At 43.8% G+C, this 26,035-nt stretch carries 18 protein-coding genes; 5 read left to right on the top strand and 13 right to left on the bottom strand.

What is annotated here, in order from left to right:
• Positions 1 to 9: 9 nt before the first annotated feature.
• The 4 genes from CST_RS04190 to CST_RS04175 form a co-directional block, all read right to left on the bottom strand.
• Positions 10 to 1,518: a GH39 family glycosyl hydrolase gene (locus tag CST_RS04190; protein WP_015358581.1), complete on the bottom strand. Its 1,509-nt coding sequence runs from the start codon at positions 1,516 to 1,518 to the stop codon at positions 10 to 12.
• A 141-nt stretch (positions 1,519 to 1,659) separates the two neighbouring features.
• A complete protein-coding gene (locus tag CST_RS04185) occupies positions 1,660 to 2,766 on the bottom strand; it encodes a TFIIB-type zinc ribbon-containing protein (protein ID WP_015358580.1) in 1,107 nt (368 codons plus the stop codon).
• 102 nt (positions 2,767 to 2,868) lie between these two features.
• The gene (locus tag CST_RS04180; RefSeq protein ID WP_015358579.1) at positions 2,869 to 3,999 is read right to left on the bottom strand and encodes an SPFH domain-containing protein; all 1,131 of its coding nucleotides are present in this window, start codon (positions 3,997 to 3,999) and stop codon (positions 2,869 to 2,871) included.
• A 230-nt stretch (positions 4,000 to 4,229) separates the two neighbouring features.
• The gene (locus CST_RS04175; RefSeq protein WP_015358578.1) at positions 4,230 to 5,756 is read right to left on the bottom strand and encodes a carboxylesterase/lipase family protein; all 1,527 of its coding nucleotides are present in this window, start codon (positions 5,754 to 5,756) and stop codon (positions 4,230 to 4,232) included.
• 252 nt (positions 5,757 to 6,008) lie between these two features.
• On the opposite strand from CST_RS04175, the gene CST_RS04170 reads away from it, so the two are divergent.
• Positions 6,009 to 7,097, top strand: a complete 1,089-nt coding sequence (locus tag CST_RS04170; RefSeq protein WP_015358577.1) for a LacI family DNA-binding transcriptional regulator — start codon at positions 6,009 to 6,011, stop codon at positions 7,095 to 7,097.
• Positions 7,098 to 7,099: 2 nt separating this feature from the next.
• Here the strand turns inward: CST_RS04170 and CST_RS04165 are convergent, their stop codons facing one another.
• Positions 7,100 to 8,521 (bottom strand): family 43 glycosylhydrolase, encoded by a 1,422-nt coding sequence (locus CST_RS04165; RefSeq protein WP_015358576.1) that lies wholly within the window; start codon positions 8,519 to 8,521, stop codon positions 7,100 to 7,102.
• 485 nt (positions 8,522 to 9,006) lie between these two features.
• Here CST_RS04165 and CST_RS04160 point away from each other — a divergent pair, with 485 nt between their 5' ends.
• The 3 genes from CST_RS04160 to CST_RS04150 all read left to right on the top strand — a co-directional run bounded on the left by CST_RS04160 (position 9,007) and on the right by CST_RS04150 (position 12,691).
• Positions 9,007 to 10,719: an extracellular solute-binding protein gene (locus tag CST_RS04160; RefSeq protein ID WP_015358575.1), complete on the top strand. Its 1,713-nt coding sequence runs from the start codon at positions 9,007 to 9,009 to the stop codon at positions 10,717 to 10,719.
• A gap of 107 nt (positions 10,720 to 10,826) precedes the next feature.
• The gene (locus CST_RS04155) at positions 10,827 to 11,774 is read left to right on the top strand and encodes an ABC transporter permease (protein ID WP_015358574.1); all 948 of its coding nucleotides are present in this window, start codon (positions 10,827 to 10,829) and stop codon (positions 11,772 to 11,774) included.
• A 32-nt stretch (positions 11,775 to 11,806) separates the two neighbouring features.
• Positions 11,807 to 12,691, top strand: a complete 885-nt coding sequence (locus CST_RS04150; protein WP_015358573.1) for a carbohydrate ABC transporter permease — start codon at positions 11,807 to 11,809, stop codon at positions 12,689 to 12,691.
• A gap of 60 nt (positions 12,692 to 12,751) precedes the next feature.
• Here the strand turns inward: CST_RS04150 and kduD are convergent, their stop codons facing one another.
• The 8 genes from kduD to miaB form a co-directional block, all read right to left on the bottom strand.
• Positions 12,752 to 13,513: a 2-dehydro-3-deoxy-D-gluconate 5-dehydrogenase KduD gene (kduD, locus tag CST_RS04145; RefSeq protein WP_015358572.1), complete on the bottom strand. Its 762-nt coding sequence runs from the start codon at positions 13,511 to 13,513 to the stop codon at positions 12,752 to 12,754.
• Positions 13,514 to 13,553: 40 nt separating this feature from the next.
• Positions 13,554 to 14,384 (bottom strand): 5-dehydro-4-deoxy-D-glucuronate isomerase, encoded by an 831-nt coding sequence (gene kduI / locus CST_RS04140; protein WP_015358571.1) that lies wholly within the window; start codon positions 14,382 to 14,384, stop codon positions 13,554 to 13,556.
• A gap of 45 nt (positions 14,385 to 14,429) precedes the next feature.
• Positions 14,430 to 15,404: a LacI family DNA-binding transcriptional regulator gene (locus CST_RS04135; RefSeq protein WP_015358570.1), complete on the bottom strand. Its 975-nt coding sequence runs from the start codon at positions 15,402 to 15,404 to the stop codon at positions 14,430 to 14,432.
• A gap of 147 nt (positions 15,405 to 15,551) precedes the next feature.
• Positions 15,552 to 15,797 (bottom strand): RNA chaperone Hfq, encoded by a 246-nt coding sequence (gene hfq, locus CST_RS04130; RefSeq protein WP_015358569.1) that lies wholly within the window; start codon positions 15,795 to 15,797, stop codon positions 15,552 to 15,554.
• Between the two features lie 75 nt (positions 15,798 to 15,872).
• Complete coding sequence (gene miaA / locus CST_RS04125) at positions 15,873 to 16,805, bottom strand: tRNA (adenosine(37)-N6)-dimethylallyltransferase MiaA (RefSeq protein ID WP_015484931.1); 933 nt, start codon at positions 16,803 to 16,805, stop codon at positions 15,873 to 15,875.
• 11 nt (positions 16,806 to 16,816) lie between these two features.
• Positions 16,817 to 18,787: a DNA mismatch repair endonuclease MutL gene (gene mutL, locus CST_RS04120; RefSeq protein ID WP_015358567.1), complete on the bottom strand. Its 1,971-nt coding sequence runs from the start codon at positions 18,785 to 18,787 to the stop codon at positions 16,817 to 16,819.
• Positions 18,788 to 18,813: 26 nt separating this feature from the next.
• Positions 18,814 to 21,426, bottom strand: coding sequence for a DNA mismatch repair protein MutS (gene mutS / locus CST_RS04115; RefSeq protein WP_015358566.1), 2,613 nt, complete (start codon positions 21,424 to 21,426; stop codon positions 18,814 to 18,816).
• Positions 21,423 to 22,865, bottom strand: coding sequence for a tRNA (N6-isopentenyl adenosine(37)-C2)-methylthiotransferase MiaB (miaB, locus tag CST_RS04110; RefSeq protein ID WP_015358565.1), 1,443 nt, complete (start codon positions 22,863 to 22,865; stop codon positions 21,423 to 21,425). Before miaB ends, mutS begins: the two co-directional genes overlap by 4 nt.
• Positions 22,866 to 23,134: 269 nt before the next feature.
• On the opposite strand from miaB, the gene uvrA reads away from it, so the two are divergent.
• A complete protein-coding gene (gene uvrA / locus CST_RS04105) occupies positions 23,135 to 25,960 on the top strand; it encodes an excinuclease ABC subunit UvrA (protein ID WP_015358564.1) in 2,826 nt (941 codons plus the stop codon).
• Positions 25,961 to 26,035: the final 75 nt, after the last annotated feature.

Here is a 26,035-nt window from a genome sequence, read left to right as displayed (position 1 = left end):
TTTTTATTTTTATTCAAGTCCAAAAAATTCATCCGGTTCAAAACCGTCATATGTATCGGTAAAATCCTTAACAGGCAGAATTTCCAGCATATACAGATGATTGCACTGAATGGTCAGTTTCACTTTATAAAAACCCTTTTCGTCAAACAGTTTCACATCTGTCTGAAGCGGTTCAGACGCCGCCATCAGTATTTTTCTTTGTTCCTTATTCAGCGTCCGTGGCTTTCCCAGATTGCTCCATGTCTGCAGCGGATTGGCATAATTCCCTCCCACCTGCTTTTTAATCAGTATTGCCTGCTGCCCGATGGAGGGAATTGAGAGTACATACTCTTTATCCGGGCCCGGCTCACCCTTTCTTGTGTCATGGTAGTTCCAGCCTATTATAACATATCTTTTGTCATCCCTTGTAACAATCAGATTCTCATCGCGGTAAAGCAGTTCCTTGCCCGCATTGGCAAAAAATTCAAAAGTATGAAATACCGGTTTTTTAATTGAATTCAGCGCCACAAGGCCAAAACCTCCGTGAAACGCCGATCTTGGAACGTCATATTCCTCAAAAACATCACTGAATGTCCAGTAAGAATAGGAATCGGCATATTCACCGGCCTCACTGAGAATCCTCGCAATATATGCAGCCTGGAAAGTTGTGTCATGCACCGGGCATACAGGAACGTAAGAACTGTTAAATTCGGTTATATGCAGCGGCAGATTAGCAATCTGCGGATAATCGGCCATTATTTTTCTTGTTTCCTTTAATTCCTCTATCATATACGTTGGACTGAATATTTCATGATAAATAAACTGCCCCTTGCGCACCGGCTTTCCCACAGTATAACAATGCCGGCTTACGAAATCCAGAGGCAAATTATTTTCTATGCAATGCTCAAAAAAGGCACGCAGCCATTTTTCGGTTTCTATACCACATATCACCGGCCCGCCGACTTTTATTCGGGGATCAACCCTTTTCACCGCTTTTGCGGAATACTCATACAGTTTGAAATACTCTTCCATTGTTCCCGCCCAAAAAGCTATATTGGGTTCATTCCAGACTTCAACCGGCCATGTTATAACCTCTTCCGCTCCATACCTGTCGATAAGATGGGCTAACGTAGTTTCCACAAGTTCGGCCCATTTTTCATACGAAACAGGGGGCGTGGTATTTCCTTTCCAGTAGAATATTGTCTGTTCCCCGGATTTCAGCTTTTCAGGCATAAATCCCAATTCAAGAAACGGTCTTATATCGTGTTCAAGAAAAGAATCTATAATGCGGTCAAGGTATGTAAAATTATAGTAGGCGACGTGCTTCCCGTCCTCTTCGGTTTCGCGGTATATTCCCACATCATCGCAGAACAGCCCGTGCCCGCGGATATATTTAAAATGGATGCGTTCCTGGACAATTTTCAAATGGTCTATGTATTCCTTCTGCAGTGCCAGTCCTAATCTTCCGCTTCCCACGCAGAAGGTGGCGTTGTTTTTAAAAGGCTTACCGGCAGCCGGTATTGTGATTTCCCTTGCCATAGAAATATCCTCCTCCGCATTTGTATTCCGCGCTATCGCCGTCATTTACTGCCACAGCCTAAAAGAAAACTGTGGAAATACCGGTCAATATTATACTACTTCTGTGGTTTTCTGCCAATCCGGACAACATAAGTAAGCATGCTAACCGTTTGTGCGGTAAAAATAATACAGCACAATAAGAGACAATACCACAACAGCTATTGCGGCCGCCTTTACGATACTGACTGGCGCTTCACCCTTTACCAGCCCGGTCTGGCCGTTTACAACAAATTTGTATATCCTGTCCCCGTATCTGTATGCAGCTATCCACACGGGCAAAAGGATATGTTTGAATTTTACGTTTGAATAAGACGTTCGTACTCTTAAATTCCTTACCTCATCGGCAGCAATGTGCCTGGTGATAAGTTTTCTCAGCTCGGAATCCATTCTCGCTCTTGCTTCAATGAATCCCTCCTCAAGGCCAATACTGTATTTTTCGGCGCAAAAGCCCGGCAAATATTCACTTCTGTACGGAACCAGCTCCGTTGTATAAAAAGGTTCAATTCTTTTTATCAGGTTCCTTCCTTCCTGATTTGAAGCACATACCAAAACGTCGTTAAAGTAATGTCTGTATACGCCTGATGTAGGGTACCAGCGGGTTTTTCTGACTCTTCTCTGCTCATACCGTCCTCCGCCTTTTCCGTCCTTCACATAAACACGCTCGGTGTCATAGTAGTATATTCCCTTTTCGGCAGTGTAAAAAGAGTTTGTGTCGGCATCGAACGTCCAGAACGGAATATACACTCCATGTATTTTCTCTTCCCGTGCCAAAATTTTTAGGTTGCCCGGTGACAGATAGCGTTTTTTAAGCCATGTCCTGAACTTATTTATTGCAGTTTGCTTGTCAATTTTGAACGGAACAAGGGATTCAGGCTTAATAACGTCCTCATTGGACTGGGTTCTGATATGTATTGAACCGCAGAAAGCGCATTCTGCCGTTAACCGGTTTGCATCCATAACAGTTTCCGCACCGCAGCTGTCGCAATGTATAATAACCGTTTTCCCTCCCCAGTTTCTCGATGCAGTCTCAGCCGCTGCCTCTATCGGATATTCCTTTATGGATGAATTCTCGGCGTTAATTTCAATTATGTTTTCGCAATAGGGACAGGAAAGAGCCTGTTTTTCGACGTCAAAAACCATGTCTGCACCACAGCCGGAACAGGGAAACTGATGGATAACTTCCTGTGTCGACTGGGTTACCTCGCTCATTTTCCAACCTCCGAAACGGTAAAATTTTATATGTTGACTGCCAACAAAATTCTCTTGTCTCCAAACAGCTGCACAAAACAAAATGGTTTTTATTTTCTGCTGTCAGCTCATGCAAACAGCTCCGCACTCACTGCAGAATTTTGCCCGGGCAGATATTTTTGCTCCGCATTCGGGGCATGTCTTTTCGGTAGTCTGAGGCGCGCCACAGCTCATGCAAAATTTTGAGCCCTTCGGAATTTCAGCTCCGCATTTGACGCAGCTCGTGGTTTCAGCCCCTAAAGGTTTACCGCAGTTGGAACAGAACTTTGAATTCGCACTTATCACGTTTCTGCAATGCGGACAAAGCACATTTTCAGTTCCTGAAGGATGTGAAAAACTTTCTTTCATCATATTCCCGAAAAATAGCCCGGCACCGAGGGTAGCCCCCAGTCCTGCCATTCCCCCTTCATTTGCCGCTGCAGTATTCAGGGCTTTCAGCGTTTCCTTTTTAACATGCCTGTCAAATCCGCCTATCAGATTGTACTTCGCCCCTTCACGGTAGGCCTCCATCAGTTCCTCGGGCATTGAAAAATCCTCAATGGTGAGATTAATAATTTCTATTCCGAGATTCCCCAGTTTTGCCGACAAGTTTTCCTTAACCTTCTCTGAAAATTCAACCAGGTTTCCCTGTAAATCAAAGAACGAAAGCTTTGATTCAGCCATTGTATCTTTCATATACTGTATAATGTACGAACGGATCTGAGATGTTATTTCACTGGTTTTAAGGCTTTCCTTTGTACCGAAAACCTCCCGCATGAATTTAACAGGATCCGACACCCTGAATGAGTATGTACCGCGCGCTCTTACCTCAATTTGTCCGAATACGGGATCCATCATTGGAACGGGGGATTTTGTACCCCACTTCTGATCAAGAAATTGTTTCGTATTGACAAAATACACTTCCGCTTTAAAAGGCGAGTTAAATCCGTACTTCCAGGAATTCAGCTTTGTCATGACGGGCATATTGTTTGTAGACAGTTCATACAGTCCCGGTCCGAAAACGTCTGCCAGTTCGCCCTGGTTAACAAAAATTGCCACCTGGGATTCCCTGACCGTCAGCATCGCACCCATTTTTATCTCCTTATTGGCAACGGGAAAGCGGTAGACAATCGTATCCACGCTCGGATCGGTCCATTCAATAACCTCAATGAACTGATTTTTTATGAAATTTTTCAGACTTTCTTTCAGACTCATTCCATAACCACCCTCTGTTAAAAATTATTTTCGTTTTATTATATTTATTGATATTCTAACAAAAATTTTCAATAATTCAAATATTTTAAACGTATAGGTATGTATTCGCAGAAAAAAATAATACGCCGGAGCCGCTGAATATATTAACGTGTTTTAAACAGGAATATAAAAAAAGGACACAGTTCCTTTATGAGACATGAACTGCGTCCATATGTTCAATTATACGCTTCTTACGAAAGATTCCTTTTAAAATACTGCCTGACCAGGAATTTCATCAGTTCGCCTGGCTGCTGCCTGACAAATTCTACCCTGTCCCCAAACCGCATGCCATAAGGTGCATCAACAGCGTACGGCTCCCATTCAGGCATTTCCTCTCCTGTTGAATCCTTCCCGTTAGGATTGCCCGTTCGGATGAAATTAGCCCAATAGTTACACATTTGCCTTGCAAGGTCATAGTGTTTTCCGACGAACGGCCGCCAACACTTTGCAAGAGTCTCGAAAGTAAACCACAAATCCACCGAATGAAAGGCTCCGGGATTGTCCCATCCAGGAATGTCCGCATCGAAAACGTAATAATAAATCGGGGATTTAGAGCCTGCATCCAAACTGGCTTTTGCTGCAACCCGGATTGCATATTCGATCGAATTTACGGTTGCATTCTTTTTAATTTCCTCGATACTTCCGGAATTAAAGCCGCACAACTCAAGAAATTCGCCCGCATCATTGCCAAACATTTCGTCTGCCATACGTCTGAATTCTTCCTTGCTCTTAACATCAGGCGCCGCCAAAAATTCATCCGATGTATGCCCCATAATTAACGGCACCTGCAAACGCCTGTTCTCAACAAAAAGCCGAAAAGCGTCCCCTGTACAGAAAACACCGTCTATAACAGGCCACCAGAAATGATTATATTCCAACGTTTTTTTAAGTATGTATTCCGCATCCAGTTTACGGGCTTCCTTCAGAGAAGAAACCCCAAGAAACTCAAAAAATTTTATACCCTCCCGTTCCGCTTCCTTTAAGGTCATATTCATCCTCGGTACCGGATTTCCTGCATAAAGTGGCGTAAAAACGCCGCTTTGAATGATAGCCCGCTGAAACAACCCTTTGTTTTGGGGAGATGTCAGATGGAATAATACACTTCCTCCGCCAGCCGACTGCCCTCCAATCGTAATATTGTCAGGATCTCCGCCAAATGCGGCAATATTCCTCTTAACCCATCTGAGCGCCGCCTGCTGGTCAAGTAAACCGAAATTCCCGGGAGCATCTGGAGATTCTGCCGTAATTTCCGGATGGCACAGAAAACCGAAAGAATTAAGCCTGTAATTCACTGTTACTACGACAATACCCCGCCTTGCTATACGTTCTCCGTCAAATTCCATCTCTGACGTGTATCCGACCTGAAAACCTCCTCCGAAAAACCAAACGAACACAGGAAGTCTTTCATCACCGTTTCGTGCCGGAGTCCACACATTAAGGTAAAGACAGTCTTCACTCATTGGAATATCGGGATCCACGTGCCATTCCCTCGTATAAATGTTATTCGGATCAAGCGCTGTCTTCGCCTGCATTGATATTGGTGCGAATTCAAATGCCTCGAGAACTCCTTCCCAGTCTTTTGCCGGCTGCGGTGCCTTCCAGCGGTTTTCCCCGACAGGAGGAGCTGCAAAGGGTATCCCCTTGAAACTTGTTATCCGGGGATCGGCAGCAGGAAGCCCCCTTACCAATCCGTTTTCAACCCTTACCATTCTAAGCATGTTTCGGTCCCCCTTCCCTGTGCATATTTAAATCCCAGCTTCTAAAAAAACTTAGTAAAACGTTTTACAAAATATTAAAATAAAAATCATGCCACCTGACTTTGCTCAGTAAATTTATAAAGAATAAATTTACTTTATTTTAAAAGAATTGTATAATATATTACAAATATATTATCATTTCGTGAAAATTTTTACAATCGCTGAATTCTGATTAAATGTTTTACCGGTTACAATGGAAAGGAACGGGGAAAATTGGTTACACTGAAAGAAATAGCGCAATTATGTAATGTATCCGTAAGTACAGTCTCAAACATACTGAACGGCAAAACAAACGTCAGCGAAAAAACAAGGCAGAAGGTACTTGAAGTTGTCCGTCGGACCGGTTATAAGCCAAATTATTTTGCCCAGGGCATTCGTAAGCAAAAAACACGGATTATCGGCATTATTGTGGAAGATTTAAATATATTCAGCACGGCCCCTATTGTCGGGGCAATAATGGCTTACTGCGAGGAGCATAATTACCGCACCGTTCTTGTTGACATGCGGCTGTATTATAAATGGTCCAACACGTGGTATAACGACAGTCAAAAATATAACTCGGTACTTCAGCCTTCCGTCAAGGAACTGCTCTCAATAAAGGTGGACGGTATTGTATATGTTGCCGGTCACTGCCGTATTATAAAATGTTTCCCCGATGACTTCGGCATTCCGGGAATTGTTGTCTATGGAATATCTGATTCGCCGAAGTATACCTCAATTGTAATTGATGATGAAAAAGGAGGATATGATATTGCCAAATACCTGATTTCAATGGGGCATCGTAAAATAGGCGTAATCGCAGGCACCCCTGATAATATACATACAATGAAACGTCTGGAAGGATTTCAGAAGGCACTGTTTGAAGAAAAAATTCTGTTCAATCCTGACCTTGTCAAATACGGCGACTGGATGAGAGCATCAGGCTACAAACTTGCAGAAAGCCTTGTAAGTCAGGGCGTTACCGCGGTCTTCTGCATGAATGATTTAATGGCGGTGGGCTTATACCACTATCTTTATGAAAAAGGTATCAGAATAGGAGAAGATATTTCGGTAGCCGGTTATGACAACAAAGAGATTGCTGAATGTATTAAGCCCGGCCTCACAACAAATGAGATTCAACTGGGGAAAATAGGGCATGAGGCTGCAAAAGTAATGATACAGATGCTCGAACAGGGCTATGAACCTGCTCCCGGAGAAATCATTAAAATACCTTGCAGGCTTGTTATTCGCGAGTCGGTAAAAAAAATAAGCGAAGATGCTTCGCTTGAAAATACCAACCCAGTTGAAAACAGCATGGACTAACTTTAGTCAGTACACAGAGTGAATGATTTGAGGCTTGCACTGCCCGACCCCCTGTATGTAAAATACAGTGCATGTATTCCGTCCGGAATGGGTATACTGGCTGAGAACTCAGTCCATATATTTGAAAATTCAACAGGGATTTTTCCAAGTACTTCCCCATTCCAGGATGTTTTTACCTCAAAAACACCTCGGCAATACCCGCGCACTTTAATCTTGACCGATTTGATCCCCTTGCAGTCAAAATACTTGAAGCCCGCCGTTGCAGAGTCTTTCATGTTCGCTATGTACCCCGGCTCTTCATCCCCGTCCTTCCCGTCCTGGGTGATCTTCGGAAACTGATTGTTCATCCATGCGCCAGTTAAATCGGTATAAACGGATTCTTCACCGCAGAACAGGTTACATGCTATATATGCAGGATATTCCCCTCTTCCGGGTAACGGTTCGTCGGCGGAACCGCACGACGTCATTTCCACCTGAGGAATTGAACCGTCTTCAAGAATTTTAATTTTTTCCATGCATCCCTGCCGGCTGAAACTGGTCCCGTTGGTATGACGATGATAAAAGATATACCATTCTCCGTTGATTTCAACAATACTGCCATGATTGTTTCCACCATAATACATTGGCTTTTCCGCAGGCTTATACGAATCAATATGAAGATCACAGTTACTGACTATCACGCCGCCATATTTAAAACCTTTAGTCGGATGCTTGCTTGTAGCATAGCAAAGTTCATGCATTACAACCGAAGAATATATAAAATAGTATGTGTCTCCTTTTTTTCTGATGGAAGGCGCCTCAAAAAATTCATGCCCTTCAAAACCGCTTCCCCTGCTGTATGGTTCACTTGGAACAATAATCACAGGCTCTTCAACCACTGTCAGCATATCAGGTCCCAAAACGGTAGCCATTGCTCCCTTCCTTGATTTGTCACCCTTGGGACAAAAACCTGTATACAGATATGTTCTTTCCCCTTCTGTAAGTACCGCCGGATCAAACTGCGGCCAATCCCCTTCCCTTTCGCCAAGACGCGTTCCGTCAGCGTAACGAACATAACCGTAAAATTCGTATTTACCCGCAGGAGTATCGCAAACCGCAACCGACACAACAGGGACTTTATCCAGAACATAATACAAATAATACCTTCCGTCAGGCCCCAAAGTAACATCAGGCGCATAGAGGCACATTCTGCCATCAGGATTAAGCGGATCATCGGTTTTTCTGTATATCACACCTTCATACCGCCACTCGGAAAGATCGTCAACAGGCGCAGACCAGCATACATAATCGTTTAGACAAAAGGCGTGGCCGTTAAACCGGTCATGAGAGCCGTAAATATATACTCTGCCGTTAAACACGTAAGGTTCGGCATCGGGTATATATTCCCATGAAGGAAGATATGGGTTGAATCTCTGTTTTCTCATTATTTCGCCTCCTCTTCTTTCCGGAATTTCTTTATATCTTTTTTTACCTTAGTTTCAATATACAGTAATTTATTTAATTTAACAACTTTTATTTACACGATTTCATTTAATAAATCCTATTTGCATATATTATGATTAGTATAAAACGTTTTTATTATATGCCTTTGGTCACTCAGTTCGGCAATTATTGCCTGCCAGACACTATTGTAGTGTTTATCAAGGCGCTAAGCGAAGTTAAAAATATTAACTCATATAAAGTCGGCACAAAATTAATAATATAAAACGTTTTATCTTGACAACCCAAAATTCTATTAAATATAATAAAATTAACTAAATATAATAAAATTAACAATAATAAAATATGGCAGTATATGAATTTTACAACTTTTTACCAATCAATTAGCAACTCTGTGGAAATTGGCAGCCGGTGAGAAAAAACGTAATTAATAATCTTTAATATAAAAAAAATGAAAGGAGAGCAAAAAATGAAAAAAGCAAGAATTATCTCACTGGTTATGGCTGTCATGATGATTGTTGCCACATCTGCAGCATGTTCACCTCAGGCCAAGGACACAACGTCAGAATCTTCCACTCCAACTCCAGGGCAAATCTCAGAAACATCAGAAGGTGAAAAACTTAAACCGATAACCTTTACGATGTTTGTAGCCGGTCCCGGCGAAGCGCCCCCAAAGGACAATAAAATCATTAAAAAAATCCAGGAAATTACAGGCGTTACCATTGAGTTTGAATTTCTCGTCGGTGACATGGATCAAAAAGTCGGTATTATGATAGCGAGCGGCGAATATCCCGATCTTATAGGAGCAGGACAGGCACGCGGAAGATTTCTGAATGCCCGTGCATTTGTGGCACTGGACGATTACCTTCCTAACTATCCAAATCTTTGGAAACACTATGAACCTTATCTTAACAGACTCCGCAGTATTTCACCCGACAATAAAATATACATACTGGACATATGGGGCCGTGAGTACTGGCTTAACGACGGCCAGGATCATTTCTATTACGGAGATTATAACGGACCTGCATTCTGGATTCAGAAAGATGTACTTGCATGGGACGGATATTCAAATCCCACAAAACTGGATGATTTCTTCGACCTGTTAGAGCGTTACTATAAGGAGCATCCGACAATTGACGGGCAACCTACACTTCCTTTCGAGGTACATTCCCAGGATTGGCGTTCATTCTGTCTGAAAAACGCGCCCCAGCACTTAATAGGCGGGCGTAACGAAGGCGACGTTGTGGTCAATCCCGAGACTCTCGAAGTCGAAATCTACCAGAACAAATGGTATGCCAAAGAATATTATAAGAAACTTAATGAAGCATTTAAAAAAGGTCTGATTCATCCCGAAACATTCACAAGAAATTATGACGAATATCTGAAAGTTATCTCTCAGGGCCGTGTTCTTGCTATGTTCGATCAACAGTGGAACTTCCAGGACGGCGAAAACGTACTGATTGCCGAGAAAAAATACGAGAGAACATACGTACCCATCGGCGTAAGCCTTGACGGAACCCCGATGCCGTATAACAGATACAAGAGCGACGGAATTATAGGCGGTAACGGTATGGGTATCAGCATCAAGTGTAAAGACGTGGAACGTGCATTACAGTTTATGGATACATTACTTGACGAGGAAGTACACCGCCTAATGTACTGGGGCATTGAAGGCGAGGACTATTATGTGGACGCAAACGGACGCTACAGGCGCACTCAGGAACAGAGAGACAAGTTTGCCGATCCTCAGTGGAGACTGGCTAACTCCGGAGCAGTACTTGGCGATCAGTTCCCGAAACTGGAAGGTCGTTATTCCAATGGTAATGCATGCAGTGCCGGAAATCAGCCGGAAGAAAAACTTGAGGGCCTTAGCGATTACGACAGGGAATTCTATTCTCACTACGGCTTCTATAGCAAATCCGATTTCCTCCCGATGGGCAAGGATCCCGGATATCCTGAAGTATGGTCAATTTTCTCCACAATGGAAGAAGATAACCCGGTCAAGGCCATATTCGACCAGATTACGGATCTCCAGAACCGTCACCTTCCAAACGTAATCATGGCAGAAGACTTTGAAGCTGCTTGGGAAGAATATGTCAAAAAATACGAACAAATTGATTATCATTTCCTTGAGAAAGAAATAGAACGTGAAATCCGCGAACGTAAGGTTATATACTAATAACCCTGTTTTTTCTGAAATTGTTGATACAGGGGAGTTGACCCGATTTCGGCCAACTCTCCTGTATAATAATTCACCCGCCGAAATTCATGATTAGGGGGATTACAATGGCTACAAGCAAAACAGTTTCAAAAAAAGAGTTTTGGAAATTGGCCCGGAAACAAAAGAGCTTAATACTGATATCAATACCTTTTTTTATCTACTTTTTTATTTTTAACTACTTGCCGCTGTGGGGTCTGACTCTGGCGTTTCAGAATTATAAACCATACCATAAGTTTTGGGAGCAGGAATGGGTTGGATTACTGCATTTTAAAAATCTTTTTACCGATCCCGATTTCTATCGTGTAATGCGAAATACCATCGGAATGAGTTTAATAAATCTTGCCCTTGGTTTTATTACGGCAATCATTTTTGCGCTGCTTTTAAACGAGCTTACCGGAAATCTGTATCATTTTAAACGCGTCGTTCAGACAATATCATATATGCCCCATTTCCTTTCATGGATTATTGTCTGCGGACTGGTTTCAAACATTCTCTCGATGGACGACGGAATTCTCAATGAAATACTGTTAAGATCGGGACTTATTAAGGAGAAGATACATTTCCTCGGTAAACCCGAATATTTCTGGTGGATAGTTGGGTTTACAAACGTGTGGAAATCAATGGGGTGGAATAGCATCATATATTTAGCGGCAATTACTTCTATAGATCCATGTCTGTATGAAGCAGCAGCTATAGACGGTTACGGGCGTTTTGGCAGGATGTGGCATGTCACTCTGCCGGGCATTAAATCCACAATCATTGTTCTCCTTATTATGAATGCGGGATGGATCCTTAATGCCGGCTTTGAAATGCAGTATATCCTCGGTTCAAACGGACTTGTGCTTGATGTGTCTGAAACCATTGACATATTCGTGCTAAAACGGGGATTTGGCAGATCGGGAGGTTTCTCTTTCGGAACGGCCGCCGGTATGTTCAAGACAGTGGTCAGTACCATCATACTGCTTCTGTGTAATAAAATTGCAGCCTTGCTTGATGAAGAGAGGCTGGTTTAAAAACATTTCCATTCTGCACGGAGGTTAGATATATGAAAAAAACGTTCGGTGACAAGGTTATTGACGCAATAATAGTATTTATAATGTGCATTGTTGTCATTATTATGCTATATCCGATGTGGAATACGCTGGTTATATCTTTCAACGACGCACTGGATTCAATAAAGGGCGGTATATACTTCTGGCCCAGAAAATGGACACTTTATAACTATCAGAGTATATTTAAAACAGACAAAATTTTCAGGGCCTTTTTGATATCTGTTGCCCGTACATTACTGACAACGGTATTGAACGTATTCTTCTCAGGTTTGCTGGCGTATGTATTAAGTCATAAGAATTTCGTTTTCAGAAAACACCTTACGGTGTTTATGGTTATGACTATGTACATAAACGCAGGACTGATACCTCAGTACTTCCTTTACCGCAGTTTAGGCCTGATCAACAAATTCTGGGTATATATACTTCCTTCTCTTGTGGGCGCATTCAATGTCATTGTAATACGCACATACATTAATTCCCTGCCAGCGTCACTCGTGGAATCTGCGAAAATTGACGGCGCCGGTGAACTCAGAATATACTGCAGTATCATTATCCCGATGTGCCTGCCTGTTCTGGCCACCGTCGCACTCTGGGTAGCAGTAGGCGCATGGAATTCATGGTTTGACTCTTACATTTTTGCACCAAAACAAGAGTTAAGCACGCTGCAATACGAAATGATGAAAATTATAGCTTCATCTATGCAGATGGGAATAAAACAGCCGGACTACCTGACGGAATCCCAGACGTCGCGCAACACGGTTACACCCAATTCATTGCGGGCAGCCATGACAATTGTGGCAACAGTCCCTATTCTCGTCGTGTATCCTTTTCTTCAGAAATATTTCGTAACCATTAACATAGGAAGTGTCAAAGAGTAAAATATTAAAGACCTCTGCCTTTGACAGAGGTCTTTTCAACCATGGGCTTTTTTTCCCGGTTTATCTTGCAAGCCAGCCGCCGTCAACCGCAATGGTATACCCATTGACATAGTCTGAAGCCGGGGATGCCAGGAATACCACCGCGCCCGCGAGGTCCTCAGGCGTGCCCCAGCGGCCTGCAGGAATTCTTTCAAGAATTTCCTTTGAACGTTTTTCATCGGCACGCAACGGCGCGGTATTGTCGGTAGCCATATACCCGGGGGCAATGGCATTCACGTTTATGTTGTGTTTTGCAAGCTCGTTCGCAAGGGCCCTTGTTATGCCCATAACTCCGTGCTTGCTTGCCGTATAGGCAGGAACACGGATACCGCCCTGGTAGGACAGCATTGACGCAATGTTTATAATTTTACCGCCGGTGCCCTGTTTAATAAACTGCTTTGCGGCAGCCTGGGAGAAGAAGAATACCGTTCTGAGGTTGATGTTTATTACGTCGTCCCAGTCCTGAACCGAATAATCAACTGCATCGGTCCTTCTGATTATTCCGGCATTATTTACCAGAATATTCAGTTTGCCGAAAGTGTCGACCGTCTTCTTTATTATTTCATCAATAGGTTCTATGCCTCTGAGATCGGCCTGTATCTCAAGAAATTTCCTGCCAGTTTCCTCAACTTTTTTCCTAGTTTCCGACATGTCTCCGGAGCTGACTCCGACTATATCCGCACCGGCTTCAGCAAGGGCAACGGCCATCCCCTGCCCCAGGCCTCTGCTGGCACCGGTTACAATTGCCACTTTACCGTCAAGTTTAAACTGATCCAGAATCATAAATCAATCCCCCGTTCACAGTAATTTAAATTTTCGTAAATTACTTCAGATATTCCATTGACACTGCGTCCATATCGTCGAAGGTCTGGTTTTCACCGGCCATTCCCCAGATAAATGAATAATTGCTTGTTCCGACGCCGGAGTGAATTGACCAGCTCGGCGAAATAACAGCCTGCTCGTTCTTCACAACAATATGGCGGGTTTCACCCGGTTCACCCATGAAATGGAATACCCGGTCGTCCTCCTTCATGTCGAAATACATATATACTTCCATTCTGCGCTCATGAGTATGGCATGGCATCGTATTCCATACGTTGTTGGGTTCAAGTACGGTTAATCCCATAACCAACTGGCAGCTCTTGCAAACGGCAGGATGAACATACTGGTAAATCGTACGCTCATTTGACTGAGCCAGCGAACCGAGATGTCTGGGGTTTGCCTTTTTGATATCAATTTTAACGGTGGGATATGAAGTATGGGCCGGAGCGCTGTTAATATAGAATTTAGCCGGTTTTTCAGGATTTTCGCTTTCAAAGATTACTTCCTTCGTACCCATGCCTACATACAAACCTTCACGCGCATCAAGAACATATTCTTCGCCGTCGAGTATAACCTTTCCTCTGCCTCCGATATTGATAACTCCCATTTCTCTGCGGGCCAAAAAATATTCAGCGCCAATTTCCTTGCCTGCTTCAAGGCGCAATGGCTTGTCGAGCGGAGTAGCTCCTCCGGCAATCATTCTGTCCACATGGCTGTAAACAAGATTGATTTCACCCGGAATAAACACCTTCGGTATAAGGAACTCTTTTCTCAATTCTTCGGTTGTGTAGCGTTTTACATCATTAGGATGTGTACTGTAGCGAATTTCCATTTTTAATTACCTCCATTTTTTATTTTTTTATTATGTTATGAAAAATTAAGCAGATTCACGGATGTGCAAAGTGTGTTTTACAATAGCCTTAACGCTTGCCACATCGTCCGTTAACATCTGCAGCAGATAATCCACCGCCAATATTCCCAGTTCCCTGAACGGAGTTTTCACCGTCGTAAGGGAGGGCTTAAAGTACTGCGCTATATCCAGATCATCCATTCCCACCACGGCAATATCCTCGGGCACTCTCAGCCCCATTTCCCTTGCCTTGTTAATGAATTCCATCGCATATGAATCGCATATGCCGAAAAAGGCCGTGGGCCTATCTTCCATTTTAAGTATGGCCTCAATTGCATCAATCGATGTATCATGTTCCTTAAGTATAAATTTATACTTTTTATCAGCTTTTAAACCGTTTTTCTCAAAGGCATCGTCGTAACCCGCCAGTTTGTCTCTGTCTATTCTGAGAATATCGGGATATCCCAGCGTTGCAATTTTCGTATGGCCTTTCTTAATCAGGTACTCCACAATATCACATGCCGCTTTTCTCACATCTACGGCCACATAACTTATATCCGGGTCTTCCATTACGCGGTTGACAAAAATATGCGGGATTTTTTTCTGCTTCAGCCACTGTGCCTCCAGGTTTTCGTTTTCCGCATCCTTGCCTATAATGATAACCCCTTTCGCATCGTTTTTATCACTCCACTTTTCGTAGTCCCTTCTAATCTGTTCCCCGGTACGTATGACAAGCTGAATTCTTATTTTTTTCATTTCGGCTCTTTCAGTGATACCATGTATCACTTCAGTGAAACCTTTAAATTTCTCAAAATCCTTCGCGACACTGATTTCCAGAACCACATCTTTCAAAAACAGTTCCTTTGTGCTGTAGCCCAGTTCGTGCATTGCTTTCAGTATGGCTTTTTTCGCTTCAGGCCTTACGTTATTGCCTCTCAGAAACCTGAAAAGCGTGCTTCGCGATACCCCTGATCTTTGAATTATATCCTCGGTTTTTGGCATATTCTACTCCTTATCGATATCAAAAAACTGACATTAAGGTATCAATTAAATAATACTATATTATTGTCTGAAAAGCAACCTGTATAATTTAAAAGACCCGGAGGCTGGGTTTAACACGCCTCCGGGTCCTTCAACACTTCCAAGTTATTACTGTGATTTTGAATTATTATCGCTGAAAATTATGTTCACAGCTTTCATCGGTGAAACGGTGGATATGGCATGTTTGTAAACAAGCTGCTGCTTTCCTTCGCTGTCTATAACTACGGTGAAATTGTCAAAACCTTTTACCATACCGCGGAGCTGAAAACCGTTTGTAAGATACACTGTTACCGGTATGTGTTCTTTTCTTACCTGGTTGAGAAAAACATCCTGCAAATTAATGTTTTTGTTCATAATAGAGCCTCCTCGCCAAAAAATAAAATCAAAAAAATAAACAAAAAATATAATATTATCCTTATTGTATATAAATTAAATCGATGTTTCAAGGTATTCCTGAATTTTTTTAGTATTTTTTTCTAAATTTTCTTCTCCTCCCTCAAGCCACACTGCTTCTTTTATGGCCCTGAACCAGGTAAGCTGCCTTTTCGCAAAATGCCGTGTATCCCTTTTCAATATACGTATTGCCTCCTCAAAGGGCAACTCATTGTTGAGGAAACGAATTATTTCCTTGTAGCCAAGCCCCTGCAACGCCGTTGAACCGGGTTTATACCCCATTTTCAGGAGTCTTCTCACTTCATCTACAAGGCCTTTTTGGATCATTTTGTCAACTCTTCTGTTAATCCTGTCATACAGTCTCTCTCTGTCCATGCTGAGTATGAAAACCAGATACCTGAATTCGGGAGGCTCGGTTCTGGACTCCTTCTGGTGCTGGGATATGGGCTTTTTTGTATACTCATATACTTCCAGCGCCCTAATTACCCTTTTTACATTGTTGTAATGTATTTTTGCCGCGCTTTCCGGATCAACCTTTTCAAGCATTTCATGAAGAACTTTCGGCCCCTCTGTTTCGGCAATTTTCCGCATCCTTTCGCGAAACTCCTCGTCAATTACCGTTTCGCCGAATTTAATATTATAGATCAGGCTGTTTATATAAAGTCCTGTTCCTCCCGCCACAATCGGGAGCTTTCCTCTCGACAGAATATCCCTTATACAGTTTTCGGCATCCCTCTTATATAACGCAACGCTGTAATTTTCGCCGGGATCCACAATATCAATCATATGATGAGGTATTCCCCGCATTTCCTCTTTTGTGGGCTTTGCTGTTCCAATGTCCATATATCGGTAAATCTGCATTGAATCGGCGGATACCACTTCGCCGTCTGTTTCCAGCGCCAGATTTATTGCCAGATCGGTTTTTCCTGATGCCGTAGGTCCGGCTATGACAATCACTGTCTTATCCATATTCCATCCCGTCAGATTATCCTTTTGAATTTTTTCTCCAGTTCTTTTTTGCTGATGCTGATTATTACCGGTCTTCCATGCACGCATGTGTACGGATTTTCACATTTTACCAGTTCCCTGACAAGGCTTTGGATTTCCATTTCAGACATGGGTCTGTTCGCTTTAATGGCACTTTTGCAGGCCATCATGTAAATTGTTTCCTCAGGGATTATTTCCAAAACACCGCGCGTTTCCTCGCTGAGTTTTCCAAGAATATCCCTGAAATCCCTGTCTGAGAAACCTTCGGTGAGCAGGTACGGTATTGCCCTGACCAGCACCGTCCTGTTGCCGAATACTTCAGCTTCAAAGCCAAGTTTTCTGATATAAGGCTCCAGCTCGGTAAATTCATGCATTTCCTGCTGAGTAAGCTCCACCATCACGGGGCTTAGCAGTCCCTGGCTGAACGCCTCTTCATGGACAAACCACTCCCTTAATGTTTCAAATCTTATCCTCTCATGGGCGGCATGCTGATCTATGACAAATACATCCTCGCCTTCCTCGAGAATTATATACGAATCGAAAGCCTGACCGATAATCCTTGCATTTAAAAGTCTTTCCCTGTCGTCACCCGCTTCTTTGTCCGTATCTGTTCCCGCCTGCCGGGCCACCGCACCGGCTGTTTTTGTTTCCCGGGAAATATTATCATTTGGCCTGACTTCAGCCTTGTGAGACTGTTTATATTCTTCTTTCCGTACCGGGGATTCCGTTATTTCCTTTACATGCAGGGATTCACCCGGAATATTGCTTTCAGAGGATTCTTTTCTAATATCATCATTTTTCCTTGCGGATTCAATTTTACCTGAATGTTCACCTGCTCTGATGAAAGCATCGGAAGGTGCAGGCCGGATTACAGGTTTTAACTGCATTTTTGTCTGCTCAGGCTTGTTTTCGATATTAACCTCGCCGAAACTGAATATTTCTGAACCATCCTCTTCTTCGATGCTTTGTATAAGCGATGCTCCCGACAGTGCATCCGAAACTGCCATGTAAACCGTCCTGTAAACCATGTTTTCATCACTGAAACGCACTTCCAGTTTTGCCGGATGCACATTTACGTCAACGGTTTCGGGCGGCACGTCGACTTTAAGAACGGTAAACGGAAACCTTTTCTGCATCAGCCTTGTTTTATATGCCTCTTCTATTGCGGTGATTATTGTCCTGTTATACACAACCCTTCCGTTAACAAATACCATTTCGAGGTTCCGATTTCCTCTGGATATTTCAGGCTTTCCCACAAAACCTGAAACCTTAACGCCGTTAAATGTGAGATTAACCGGTATAACGGCGCGGGCGGTATCCTTTCCGAAAAGACTGTAAACCGTACTTAAAAGATCATGATTTCCGGGAGTATGAATAACCGTTTTGCCCTGGTTAACAAACTTTATCGAAATGTCCGGCCTTGCCAGCGCAATTTTCGAAATAACGTCGTGGATATAGGTTGCCTCGGTCGTATCCTTTTTCAGAAACTTGTACCGGGCTGGAGTGTTATAAAAAAGTTCCCGGACAATAAAAGTGGTTCCCTTTGGCGCTCCGGTGGGTTCGGAAAGCACAACCTTTCCGCCCTCCACTATAACCCTTGTCCCGGTTTTGGCATCTTCGGTTTTTGTTATCACTTCCACTTTTGAAACCGCAGCGATGCTTGCAAGGGCCTCACCGCGGAAGCCCATCGTTGAAAGTCTGGTTAAGTCATCAATAGATCTGATTTTGCTTGTGGCATGCCTTTCAAATGCCAGTTCCACGTCGTCGCCTTCAATTCCGTCTCCGTTGTCTACGATTTTTATACTTTTAACCCCGCCGTTTGTGATTTCGACGGTTATCGAAGTTGCATGGGCGTCAATGGCGTTTTCCACCATTTCCTTTACAACCGACGCAGGCCTTTCGATAACCTCGCCTGCCGCTATTTGATTGGCGGTGTTTTCATCAAGAATTACAACCTTTCCCATCAGTAACTCCTTTTATTATAGTAGAATTATTTCAGCTTCTGCTGAAAATAATAAAGCTTGTTCATTGCATCCCACGGCGTCATCGAATTTGTATCCAGAGCCCGTATTTCATCAATTACCTCCCGCTCGGTCTTCGACAGCATGCCCGCCGACAGCAAATCCAGCTGGCCGTCAACAGGCTTGGTGCTTTTCTTCCGCGCCTTTCCGCCTTTGTTTATGTCGGCGGCGTCAAGCTCATTCAAAATATGTTTCGCCCTTTCAATGACCAGTTCAGGAACACCTGCAAGACCGGCGACTTCTATGCCGTAACTCTGATCCGCACCACCCGGTATGATTTTTCTCAGAAAGATTATTTCGTCGCCCCTTTTCTTAACCTCTATGCAGCAATTTTTTATCCCGGTCAGCTTGTCCTCCAGCTCGGTAAGCTCATGGTAATGGGTTGCAAAAAGGGTCCTGCATCCCAAACGGCTTTTATCGTTTATATATTCTATCACCGACCAAGCAATCGCCAGGCCGTCATGGGTGCTTGTCCCCCTTCCGATTTCGTCAAGAATTAAAAGACTTCTGGGTGTGGCATTGTTCAGTATATTTGCCACTTCGGTCATTTCCACCATAAATGTGCTCTGCCCTGATGCCAAATCATCAGACGCGCCGACACGGGTAAATATTCTGTCCACTATTCCGATGGTCGCCTTTGACGCGGGAACAAAACTTCCCATCTGCGCCATCAGCACAATCAAAGCCACTTGCCGCAGATAAGTGGATTTTCCGGCCATATTCGGCCCGGTTATTATAATCACCCTGTCGGTGTCATCATTCAAATAAGCATCATTAGGAACAAAGGGACTGGAGCCGAGAACTTTCTCAACAACAGGATGTCTTCCGTCCTTTATATCAATTTCGCTGCCTTCATGGACTACGGGTTTAACGTAATTTTCCCTGTCGGCCACTTCCGCCAGTGAACACAGAACATCCAGCTGAGCCAGTCTGTCTGCCGTGCGCTGTATACGGTGAACTTCGGCGGCAATTTTCTCCCTTATTTCACAGAACAGCTCATACTCAAGGTTCTTAACCTTTTCCTCCGCCCCGAGTATGGTATCCTCAAGTTTTTTCAGTTCTTCGGTAATAAAACGTTCACCGTTTACAAGGGTTTGTTTGCGTATGTACCTGTCGGGTACCTGGCTGAGATTGGCCTTGGTTACCTCAATATAATACCCGAACACCTTGTTGTACCTTACTTTGAGATTCTTAATGCCCGTAAGCTCCCGTTCTTTCGCCTCAAGATCAGCTATCCACTGTTTTCCCTCGGTAAATGCCTTTCTGTAAGTGTCAACGTCTTCGGAATAGCCGTCGCGGATTATTCCGCCGTCCTTTATGGTCACCGGGGGATCCTCGGCAATGGATTTATCAATAAGTTCATATATGTCATTCATATGATCTATTTCATCCCGGATTCCGACACAAAGTTCGGTTTTCAAATCCGACATCAGATCCAGAATGGAGGGTATCTGACCCATTGACGCTTTCAGCGCCAGCAAATCCCTGGCATTTACATTTCCCACAACCAGCTTTGATGCCAGCCTTTCCATGTCGTAAACCTTTTTAAGAAGTTCCCTCAGCTCACTCCGTATCATGAACTTGTCCTTAAGCTCTTCAACCGCGTCAAGCCGCCTGTTGATTTCATCTACGTCCAGCAAAGGCTGCTCAATCCATTTCCTGAGCAGGCGCCCGCCCATTGCCGTCATTGTCCTGTCAAGTACCCACAGCAGGGTGCCGCGTTTTTTTCTGTCCCTTAATGTTTCGGTAAGCTCCAGGTTACGGCGGCTTGAACTGTCAATAATCATGTAATTTTCAATTTTGTATTTCTGAATTTCCTTTATATGGTTCAAATCAACCTTCTGGGTTACTTTCAGATACCCTATCAGCGCCCCGGACGCGCACAGAGCAAACTCGTCCTGTTCTATCGAATTACAGCCTTTGTAGTTTTTAATGCCGCTTAAAGCTTTATTCCTGTCAAAATACTCATCGTCAAGGGGGGTAATATAAATCCCCATTCTTTCCTTAAGGATGTCAAGGGTTTCCCCGGGGACATTTTTCAGAAACTGCTGATTAACCAATAATTCCGAAGGCTGATAACGATATATTTCATCAAACAGCTTATTCACAGTATTGCCGTAAATAAGCTGGGTGGTGTAAAATTCACCTGTGGTAACGTCCGCAACGGCAATTCCGAAATAATTCCGGGAACAGTACACCGACATCAGGAAATTATTTTTTTTCTCGTCAAGCATTTCAGGGTCTGTTACCGTTCCGGGGGTAATAACGCGGGTAACCTCACGCTTTACTATTCCCTTTGCCAGTGCCGGGTCTTCCATCTGCTCACATATGGCAACCTTATATCCCTTATTTATTAACTTGGCTATGTAATGGTGCGCGGAATGCCATGGGACTCCGCACATCGGCGCCCTTTCATCAAGGCCGCAGTCCCTGCCGGTGAGCGCAATTTCCAGCTCTCTTGATGCTATTTCGGCATCTTCAAAGAAAAGCTCATAAAAATCCCCCAGCCTGAAAAACAGCAGGCAGTCCTGATATTGCTTCTTTGTTTCAATATATTGCTGCATCATGGGTGTAAGTTTCATGACACTTCACCTTCCGGAATTACCGCTCCTTCCAGCCAGAAAGGCCATGCCCTCACAATTTTCACCCGTACAAGTTTTCCCGTCAAATCCTCACTTGCGGGGAAATTAACCAGTTTATAATTTCTTGTGCGTCCGGTGTACATTTTGTCATTGTTCCGGCTTATGCCTTCCACCAATACCTCAACGGTCCTGCCCTCATAAGTCTTGTTTATTTCGGCAACAATGGCATTCTGCAGTTCCACCAGCCTCTGGAAGCGTTCCTTCTTTACATCTTCAGGAACCTGGTTCTCAAATTCCGCAGCTTTTGTCCCCTTTCTTTTTGAATACATAAACATATATGCCTGATCAAAACGCACCTTTTTTACCACGTCAAGGGTATCCTGGAAATCCTCCTCGGTTTCACCGGGGAAACCTACGATAATGTCGGTGGTAAAAGAAATACCCGGTACTGCGGCACGTACCCTGTCAACAAGCTCAAGGTACTGCTCCTTTGTATACTTTCTGTTCATTGCCCTTAAAATTTTCGTGCTTCCGGCCTGGAACGGCAGATGCAGATGTTCGCAGACCTTCGGCAGCTCCTTCATCGCGGTTATCAGGCTGTCTGAAAGATCCTTCGGGTGCGATGTGGTAAACCTGATTCTTTCTATTCCGTCAATTTCATTAAGTGAATACAGCAAGTCGGCAAAAGCGTCTTTTTTGCCAAGATCGTTTCCGTATGAATTAACATTTTGGCCCAGAAGGGTGATTTCCTTGTAACCAGCCTCCGCAAGACGCTTTACTTCATCCATGATGTCTTCCTTTTTCCTGCTCCGCTCTCTTCCGCGGACATAAGGAACTATGCAGTAGGAACAGAAATTATTGCATCCCTGCATGATACTGACATAAGCCTTGACTTTGTCTGACCTAGATATCGGGGTACCTTCCACTATCTGTCCTTCCGAATCCCAGACATCAAATATCCGTTCCTGACGTGTCAGGTGTTTATACAAAAGCTCGGGAAAAGTAAACAGGTTGTGAGTTCCGAACACAATACCCACATGCTGGTAGGACTTTTTGATTCTCTCCACCACATGGCTTTGCTGCATCATGCATCCCGTTATCGCAATAATGCTCTTTTTATTATCCAGCATGGACTTTAAAAAACCAAGATTTCCGTAAATTTTCTCCTCGGCGTTTTCCCGGACGCAGCAAGTATCGAACACAATAATGTCTGCCTGTTCGCCCGGTGCAGCCTTTGTAAAGCCCATTTCCTCCAGCATTCCCGCAAGCTGCTCAGATTCAAGCTCATTCATCTGGCATCCGAAAACCTTTACCTCATACGTTGGCTGCCTTCCCTCGTTGTTGGCTTTCTCGCTGATTATCTCCTTTACTTTATCAATATAAACATACTGTCTCTGTATCAGTTCTTCGTTTCTTTCCATTACCTTTCTTTCAGCCATTTATTTAAAACCCTTCCTAAAACAAAAGAATTTAATTATCCATTTAATTTATTATACGTTTTATTTTACCCTCAGACAAGTTTTTATAAAATATAACCCCGGAAGGGCCCTCGGTTATTTTCCGGTCAAAGCAACTCATCTGCCAGTTATTTTCAACTCCGGTAATTACCCTTAATGTTTATAATCTGATAAAATTATTATTATAGACATAATATATCCTCAGGCGTTTACTGCCGCGTAACTTCAATGCTTATTGAAAGGAGATACAAATGAGCGAGACATCATATATACGAATCAGGGGCGCCTCTGAACATAATCTGAAAAACATTGACATAGACATTCCGAAAAACAAGCTGGTTGTTATAACCGGCCTCAGCGGTTCGGGCAAATCGTCCCTTGCTTTTGACACAATATACGCCGACGGTCAGAGACGGTACATGGAATCTCTGTCTTCCTATGCAAGACAGTTCATCGGGAACATGAAGAAGCCCGAGGTTATGAGCATAGAAGGGATCTCGCCCGCCATTTCGATTTCTCAGAAGTCAACCAGCCACAATCCACGTTCGACGGTGGGAACGGTTACTGAAATATATGACTATCTTCGTCTGTTATACGCAAGAATAGGTATTCCCCACTGTCCCGAATGCGGAAGGGAGATTAAAAGGCAATCAGTTGATCAGATTGTGGATCAGATAATGTCCTTGCCCGAAGGCACGAGAATTCTCGTCCTTGCCCCCGTGGTAAGAGGCAGAAAAGGCCGTCATGAGAAAGTTTTTGAGCAGGCAAAAAAGAACGGTTATGTGCGTGTTATAGTGGACGGAATTCAGTATGACTTATCCGAGGAAATCAGCCTGGACAAGAATGTCAAGCATAATATTGAAATTGTCGTGGACCGCCTGATTGTAAGGCCCGGAATAGAATCCAGGCTTACCGACTCCATCGAAAGCGTTTTCAGACTGACCGGCGGTATTGTCATGATAAGTATAGTCGGTGGTGAAACTCTTACTTTCAGCCAGAATTTTGCCTGTCCCGACTGCGGTATCAGCATTGCCGAAATAGAACCGAGAAGCTTTTCATTCAACAATCCCTTCGGTGCCTGTCCCGAATGCTCTGGCATAGGCTATAAAATGGAATTTGACGAAGACCTGATGATACCCGACAAAAGTCTGAGCATCGATGAGGGAGCTATTACCGTATACGGCTGGCAGTCGAGCAAAGATAAGGGAAGCTGGACAAGAGCCGTCCTTGAAGCCCTGGCAAGGGAATTCAACTTTTCATTGACTGTTCCCTTTGAATCCTATCCAAAGGAAATACACGACCTGCTGATGTACGGTACCGACAAGCCCGTTAAGGTTTATTACCAGAGCAGGTACGGGGGTTATGAACACGAAGTGGTATTCAAGGGGATACTGGAAAGCGTTGAACGCCATTACAGGGAGGCATCCGACACGGTAAAGGCCGAATATGAGGAATTCATGCGCATAACCCCGTGCCCGTTATGCAAAGGCCGGAGGCTGAAAAAAGAATCGCTGGCCGTCACCGTTGCCGGTAAAAATATTTATGAAATGACCGATATGTCAATAAAAGATTTATACAACTTCATTGATCAAATCTCCCTTACCGACTTTGAGCAGGCCGTTGCAAAACATATCCTGAAAGAAATAAAGGCGAGATTGGGATTTCTTATTGATGTCGGCCTGGATTACCTTACACTGTCGCGATCGGCGGGTACCCTGTCCGGCGGCGAACACCAGCGCATTCGTCTGGCCACCCAGATTGGGTCGGGTCTCGTCGGGGTTGATTATATTCTTGACGAACCCAGCATAGGCCTTCACCAGCGGGATAACGACAAGCTCATCAGAGCCCTGCACAATCTCAGGGATTTGGGCAATACCGTTATAGTGGTGGAACATGACGAGGACACAATCCTTGCCGCCGATTATGTTATAGATATAGGACCGGGGGCCGGTGAACACGGAGGTCATGTGGTTGCGTGCGGTACAGTGGAGGATATCAAAAACAATCCTGATTCCATCACCGGCGCTTACCTGAGCGGAAGACTTTCAATACCCGTGCCCGAAAAAAGAAGGACTTCGGACAAATTTCTGACGCTGTACGGGGCGCGGGAAAACAATCTGAAAAACATCAACGTCACCTTTCCGCTGGGAGTATTTGTCTGCGTGACCGGTGTTTCAGGGTCAGGGAAAAGCTCCCTTGTCAATGATATTTTATATAAGGCGCTGGCGAGGAAACTCAACCGTGCAAGGACAATTCCCGGAAAGCACGACAGAATTGAAGGTATTGAGAATCTGGACAAAATAATAAACATTGATCAAAGCCCCATCGGAAGGACTCCGAGGTCAAACCCTGCGACATACATAGGCGTGTTTGACTTGATCAGGGATTTGTTCGCGTCCACTCCCGACGCAAAAGCAAGGGGATATACCAAAAGCCGTTTCAGCTTTAACGTAAGCGGAGGCCGCTGTGAAGCGTGCAACGGTGACGGTACCGTCAAGGTTGAAATGCATTTTCTTCCAGATGTATACGTTCCGTGTGAAGTATGCAACGGGAAACGCTACAACAGGGAAACTCTCGAAGTAAAATACAAAGGTAAGAATATATACGATGTTTTGGAAATGACGGTGGAGGAAGCCCTGAAATTTTTTGAAAACATCGAGGCTATCAGGCGCAAGCTGCAGACTCTGTATGACGTCGGTCTTTCATATATCAAACTGGGCCAGCCTTCCACCACATTATCGGGAGGCGAAGCGCAGAGAATTAAACTTGCCGCCGAATTAAGCAGAAAAAGCACCGGCAAAACAATGTATATACTGGATGAGCCCACAACAGGACTGCATTTCGCAGATGTCCATAAACTCATCAATATACTCCAGAAACTGGTGGACAGTGGCAATACGGTAATTGTAATCGAGCATAACATGGACGTGATTAAATCTGCAGATTATATAATTGATCTCGGGCCCGAGGGCGGAGACATGGGAGGTACGGTTGTAGCCACGGGAACTCCTGAAGAAGTGGCTGAAAACCCAAAATCATATACAGGCATATATTTGAAAAAATACTTATCAAAATAGACTTATATGAAATAAGATTTATCCGCAATCAAAAGAAAGACGGGGTTTATTCCTTTCGGCATAAACCCCGTCTTT

It is taken from the genome of Thermoclostridium stercorarium subsp. stercorarium DSM 8532 (assembly GCF_000331995.1).
In the GTDB taxonomy this organism is placed as follows: domain Bacteria; phylum Bacillota; class Clostridia; order DSM-8532; family DSM-8532; genus Thermoclostridium; species Thermoclostridium stercorarium.
This window is presented reverse-complemented; position numbering and strand designations above follow the sequence as displayed.

What these genes read in the sequence shown, in the direction of transcription:
- CST_RS04190 (WP_015358581.1), bottom strand. Translation starts at nt 1,518, where the DNA reads ATGGCAAGGGAAATCACAATACCGGCTGCCGGTAAGCCTTTTAAAAAC.
- CST_RS04185 (WP_015358580.1), bottom strand. Translation starts at nt 2,766, where the DNA reads ATGAGCGAGGTAACCCAGTCGACACAGGAAGTTATCCATCAGTTTCCC.
- CST_RS04180 (WP_015358579.1), bottom strand. Translation starts at nt 3,999, where the DNA reads ATGAGTCTGAAAGAAAGTCTGAAAAATTTCATAAAAAATCAGTTCATT.
- CST_RS04175 (WP_015358578.1), bottom strand. Translation starts at nt 5,756, where the DNA reads ATGCTTAGAATGGTAAGGGTTGAAAACGGATTGGTAAGGGGGCTTCCT.
- CST_RS04165 (WP_015358576.1), bottom strand. Translation starts at nt 8,521, where the DNA reads ATGAGAAAACAGAGATTCAACCCATATCTTCCTTCATGGGAATATATA.
- CST_RS04160 (WP_015358575.1), top strand. Translation starts at nt 9,007, where the DNA reads ATGAAAAAAGCAAGAATTATCTCACTGGTTATGGCTGTCATGATGATT.
- CST_RS04155 (WP_015358574.1), top strand. Translation starts at nt 10,827, where the DNA reads ATGGCTACAAGCAAAACAGTTTCAAAAAAAGAGTTTTGGAAATTGGCC.
- CST_RS04150 (WP_015358573.1), top strand. Translation starts at nt 11,807, where the DNA reads ATGAAAAAAACGTTCGGTGACAAGGTTATTGACGCAATAATAGTATTT.
- kduD (WP_015358572.1), bottom strand. Translation starts at nt 13,513, where the DNA reads ATGATTCTGGATCAGTTTAAACTTGACGGTAAAGTGGCAATTGTAACC.
- kduI (WP_015358571.1), bottom strand. Translation starts at nt 14,384, where the DNA reads ATGGAAATTCGCTACAGTACACATCCTAATGATGTAAAACGCTACACA.
- CST_RS04135 (WP_015358570.1), bottom strand. Translation starts at nt 15,404, where the DNA reads ATGCCAAAAACCGAGGATATAATTCAAAGATCAGGGGTATCGCGAAGC.
- hfq (WP_015358569.1), bottom strand. Translation starts at nt 15,797, where the DNA reads ATGAACAAAAACATTAATTTGCAGGATGTTTTTCTCAACCAGGTAAGA.
- miaA (WP_015484931.1), bottom strand. Translation starts at nt 16,805, where the DNA reads ATGGATAAGACAGTGATTGTCATAGCCGGACCTACGGCATCAGGAAAA.
- mutL (WP_015358567.1), bottom strand. Translation starts at nt 18,787, where the DNA reads ATGGGAAAGGTTGTAATTCTTGATGAAAACACCGCCAATCAAATAGCG.
- mutS (WP_015358566.1), bottom strand. Translation starts at nt 21,426, where the DNA reads ATGAAACTTACACCCATGATGCAGCAATATATTGAAACAAAGAAGCAA.
- miaB (WP_015358565.1), bottom strand. Translation starts at nt 22,865, where the DNA reads ATGGCTGAAAGAAAGGTAATGGAAAGAAACGAAGAACTGATACAGAGA.
- uvrA (WP_015358564.1), top strand. Translation starts at nt 23,135, where the DNA reads ATGAGCGAGACATCATATATACGAATCAGGGGCGCCTCTGAACATAAT.